General features: G+C 63.7%; 5 protein-coding genes and 1 pseudogene. 2 read left to right on the top strand and 4 right to left on the bottom strand.

Annotated features, from left to right (window positions below; translation table 11 throughout):
* On the top strand, positions 1–781 hold a 781-nt coding region (locus EN745_RS31715), incomplete at its 5' end, for an asparaginase (RefSeq protein ID WP_127423069.1).
* Positions 782–783: 2 nt separating this feature from the next.
* Here the strand turns inward: EN745_RS31715 and EN745_RS31710 are convergent.
* Positions 784–2,160, bottom strand: coding sequence for a TIGR03808 family TAT-translocated repetitive protein (locus EN745_RS31710; protein WP_126055800.1), 1,377 nt, complete (start codon positions 2,158–2,160; stop codon positions 784–786).
* A 103-nt stretch (positions 2,161–2,263) separates the two neighbouring features.
* Between EN745_RS31710 and greA the strand changes: the two genes are divergently transcribed.
* The gene (greA, locus tag EN745_RS31705; RefSeq protein WP_126055799.1) at positions 2,264–2,746 is read left to right on the top strand and encodes a transcription elongation factor GreA; all 483 of its coding nucleotides are present in this window, start codon (positions 2,264–2,266) and stop codon (positions 2,744–2,746) included.
* Here the strand turns inward: greA and EN745_RS31700 are convergent.
* The 3 genes and pseudogenes from EN745_RS31700 to EN745_RS31690 form a co-directional block, all read right to left on the bottom strand.
* Positions 2,743–3,132: a type II toxin-antitoxin system death-on-curing family toxin gene (locus EN745_RS31700; RefSeq protein WP_127423068.1), complete on the bottom strand. Its 390-nt coding sequence runs from the start codon at positions 3,130–3,132 to the stop codon at positions 2,743–2,745. The two genes, greA and EN745_RS31700, sit on opposite strands and share 4 nt — an antisense overlap.
* Entirely contained in the window at positions 3,129–3,350 is a 222-nt protein-coding gene (locus tag EN745_RS31695) for an AbrB/MazE/SpoVT family DNA-binding domain-containing protein (protein WP_127423067.1), read from the bottom strand. The genes EN745_RS31700 and EN745_RS31695 overlap by 4 nt, the downstream gene beginning before the upstream one ends.
* A 72-nt stretch (positions 3,351–3,422) precedes the next feature.
* A pseudogene (locus EN745_RS31690) lies at positions 3,423–3,671 on the bottom strand (methylmalonyl-CoA mutase); the annotation flags it as partial.

The raw sequence follows: 3,671 nt of genomic DNA, 5'->3' as shown, positions 1-3,671 counted from the left end.
GGCCTGCGCCTCGCATTCCGGCGAGCCGGCGCATGTCGAACTGGCGCAAGCGATGCTGGCGAAAGCCGGTCTGGACGGAAGCGCGCTCGAATGCGGCGCGCATTGGCCGTCGAACCATGACACCACCATTGCTCTCGCCCGCACCGGCAGCGTGCCGAATGCGCTACACAACAACTGCTCCGGCAAGCATGCCGGCTTCCTCTGTACCTGCGTGCATTCCGGGATTGCCCACAGGGGCTACGTCAAAGCCGGCCATGCGCAGCAGGAGATGGTGCGCGATGCCATGCAGTCGGTGACGGAGGCTGCCCATGACGTCGACCATTGCGCCACCGACGGCTGCTCGATCCCGACCTATGCCGTGCCGCTGAAAAGCTTCGCGCTGGGTTTTGCCCGCATGGCGACAGGCACCGGCTTTTCGCCGCAGCGCGCCAAAGCGGCGAAGCGGCTTTTGTCGGCGTGCATGGCCGAGCCGTTCCTCGTCGCTGGCACCGGTAAGGCCGATGTCGCGCTGATGCAGGCAGCGCCCGGCCGCATCTTCGTCAAAACCGGCGCCGAGGGCGTCTATTGCGCCGCCATTCCCGAACTCGGCCTCGGCATCGCGCTGAAATGCGATGACGGTGCCGGCAGAGGAGCCGAGGTGATGATCGCCGCCGTGCTGGCTAGGCTGTTGCACGATGACGAGGCGGTTGCCGCCAGGCTCGTCGAACAGGCCAATCCGCCGGTCGAAAGCCGGATCGGCGCCAAGGTCGGGTCGCTAAGGCCGACCGCTGCGCTTGGCTAACGCTAGGAAACGTGGTTGCGCTCGACGGTCAGATGCGCGTAGCCGGCATTGCCTGACTGGGCAAGGTCGGCGGTTGCCGGATCGGCCCAGCGCTGGCCGATGATCGCGCCGTTCAGCGCGTCGTCGATGACATTGTCCGAGATGATCGCCGTTCCTGCGCCCTCGACCACCGAGACGGCAATGCCGGTGCCGACCTTGCGAATGATGTTGCCGGTCGCCACGACATTGCGCAGATACGGACCCCAGCCGATCTGCATGCCGTAAAGCGGCGCGTTCTCGACGACATTGCCCGACACCGTGGTGTCGGCCTCGACGCTGATGCCGACGCCGAAGCCGGGCGCGTCGGCGGGGTAGGGGCCAACCGTCGACAGATTGCGCACGATGTTGTTCGAGCACACACCCATGCGGCCGCCTTCATTGAAATTGACGATCGAAATGCCATTGGCCGCACCGTCGATGATGTTGTTGCCGATGATGGCGCCCTCGAAGGAGAATTCGGAATAGAGCGCCGTCTCACCCGAGCGCGAACAGGTGTTGCCGATGACCTGCAGATTGCTGGAACTGTTGGCGCGGATCGCCGAGAAGGCACAGTCCGAGACGATGTTGCCCGAGATGACGACATTGCCGGCGCGGAAGGCATTGATGCCGTTGCCGTTCTGGCCGGTGCCGCCATTGCGGGCCCTTATGCGCTCGACACGGTTGCCGCTGACGGTGGTGCCGTCTTCCGCTTGCTGCCAGCGGTGCACCAGGATGCCGCCATTGGCGCAGTCGGACACGGTGTTGCCGGAGATCTCAAGCCCGCCGGCCTCGACCGAATAGATGCCGGCGTCCGCCGCGCCGGAAATATCGGAACGCTCAACGCGGCCCGAAACATGTTCCAGCGCCAGCCCGTTCTTGCCGCTGCCGGTAACCTGGCAATTGTCGATGACGAGATGGCCGACGCGGCGGAGATCAAGCAGACCCTGCGCATAGTCAGCCAGCCAGCGGTTCGAGCCGTCGAACACCAGCCCGCTGAGTTCGATATGCTCGGCCTGCTCGGCCATCATCAGATGCCCGTTGCCGCCATAGACGATGCGCGTGGCGCCCGGCACGCCGCTAAGGCGTAGGCGCGCTGGCAGCCTGAGGTTGGACACGACATAGGAGCCCTGCGGCAAAAACACCGGCGCATCGCGCTCGCTGGCGTCATTGAGGAGCTTGGTGAAGGCCTTGCTCTGGTCGTCAAGCGCGCCCGGCTGCACGCCGAGTTCGGTGGCGTTGATCGAACCGCGCATCGAGGCCTTCTCGATGCCGGGCAGGACCTTGGCCGAGGCTTTGCCAGCACAAAGGCCTGCGATGGCAAAGCCGGCGGTCTGGGCGAGCAGCGTTCGTCTGTTCAACATCGGCACAGGTCCTGGCGTTTGCCATCCCTGTCGCAGGAATCGTGCCAGGTCTGCCATCGGACTACGGCTTGTACAGAGGCGGCACCGGGCCTAAGTTCATTGGATGAGCAGAGCTTTTACCCGCGAAGAAGACAGCGAAAACGCCATCGCCGGCATCGGCGAGCGTCCGATCAGCCCGCATCGCAACCTGGTGACGGAGCGCGGCCTGGCCATGATCGATCAGGAACTCGAAGGTCTGCGCGACGAATTGGGCAAGGCCGAGAGACGAGCGGACCGCGAGCGCATTGCGGTCGTGTCGCGCGACCTGCGCTACTGGACCGCCAGGCGCGAGAGCGCCGAGCTTTCCGTGCCGGAGCCGGGTAGCGAAGTGGTGCGCTTCGGCATGGGTGTGACGCTGGAAGGCGATGACGGCAAGAAGGTGCATTGGAAGATCGTCGGTGAGGACGAGGCCGACCCGTCAAAGGGCAGCATTTCCCATGTCTCGCCGATGGCCATCGCGCTGTTCGGCAAGAAGCTTGGCGATGTCGCGAGCGTCAACGGCAAGGAGTGGGAGATCACGAAGCTCTCGGACAAGGCCGAAAGCTAGTCCTCGAGCTTGACCACATGGTCGCGGAAGAATGCCGCGGCGCCTTCCTCGTTGATCTCGCCCGCCGCAACACCCATCACGAATTCGTAGATCGTACCGTCGTCGGCTGTAAGGCCGTAGCCATTGATGATTAGGAACGCGCCGGCCGCCACCATGGCCGTGCGCTTGTTGCCATCGACAAACGCGTGGTTCCCGGCAATGCCGAAGATGTAGGCCGCCGCCAGTTCCTCGATCGACGGATCACCATAGTTGGCCTTGTTCTCGGCACGGGCGAGCGCGGATTCGAGCGCATTCTCGTCTCTCAAACCCTGCGCGCCACCATGTCGGCGCAACTGCTCGGCGTGCATCGCTTCGACGGCGCGACGCGACAGAAACTCCCAGCTCATTCGGCGAGCTTCTGAAGCGCGACCTTGTACTTGTCCATGACCTTGCGGGCGGCTTCCATCTGCCGCTCGAAGCTGTCGTCCACCGGTTCAAGGACAATGCCCTTGTCCGTTTCAACGATCTGGAGCTGGTCGCCCGCCTTCATGTTCAGGCGGTCGAGGAGTTCCTTCGGCAGGATAACCCCTTCGGAATTGCCGATCTTGCGAATGGTGGTGTGCATGACAGATTGTCTTGTTGTAACGTGAATTATAACGCCATTTTCTCCGCGTTACAACAGAAATTATAACAGCACTCAGCCTTCCGCCAGCAGCCGATCCATCAGCCTGTCCGCCGCTTCGGGAATGACCGTGCCCGGCGGGAAGATTTCCGCCGCACCCGCCCTTAGCACGGCGTCATAATCCTGCGGCGGGATGACGCCGCCGGCGACGATCAGCATGTCGCCATGGCCGAGCTTCTTCAAGGCTTCCTTGAGCTGGGGGATCAGCGTCAGGTGTCCGGCCGCGAGCGAGGAGGCACCGATGATGTCGACGTCGTGCTGGAC

The sequence above is a fragment of the Mesorhizobium sp. M4A.F.Ca.ET.022.05.2.1 genome (assembly GCF_003998845.1).
GTDB lineage: Bacteria > Pseudomonadota > Alphaproteobacteria > Rhizobiales > Rhizobiaceae > Mesorhizobium.
Note: the sequence above shows the minus strand (reverse complement) of the source record. Positions and strands in the feature narration are given on the sequence as shown.

What these genes read in the sequence shown, in the direction of transcription:
- EN745_RS31695 (WP_127423067.1), bottom strand. Translation starts at nt 3,350, where the DNA reads ATGCACACCACCATTCGCAAGATCGGCAATTCCGAAGGGGTTATCCTG.
- greA (WP_126055799.1), top strand. Translation starts at nt 2,264, where the DNA reads ATGAGCAGAGCTTTTACCCGCGAAGAAGACAGCGAAAACGCCATCGCC.
- EN745_RS31710 (WP_126055800.1), bottom strand. Translation starts at nt 2,160, where the DNA reads ATGTTGAACAGACGAACGCTGCTCGCCCAGACCGCCGGCTTTGCCATC.
- EN745_RS31700 (WP_127423068.1), bottom strand. Translation starts at nt 3,132, where the DNA reads ATGAGCTGGGAGTTTCTGTCGCGTCGCGCCGTCGAAGCGATGCACGCC.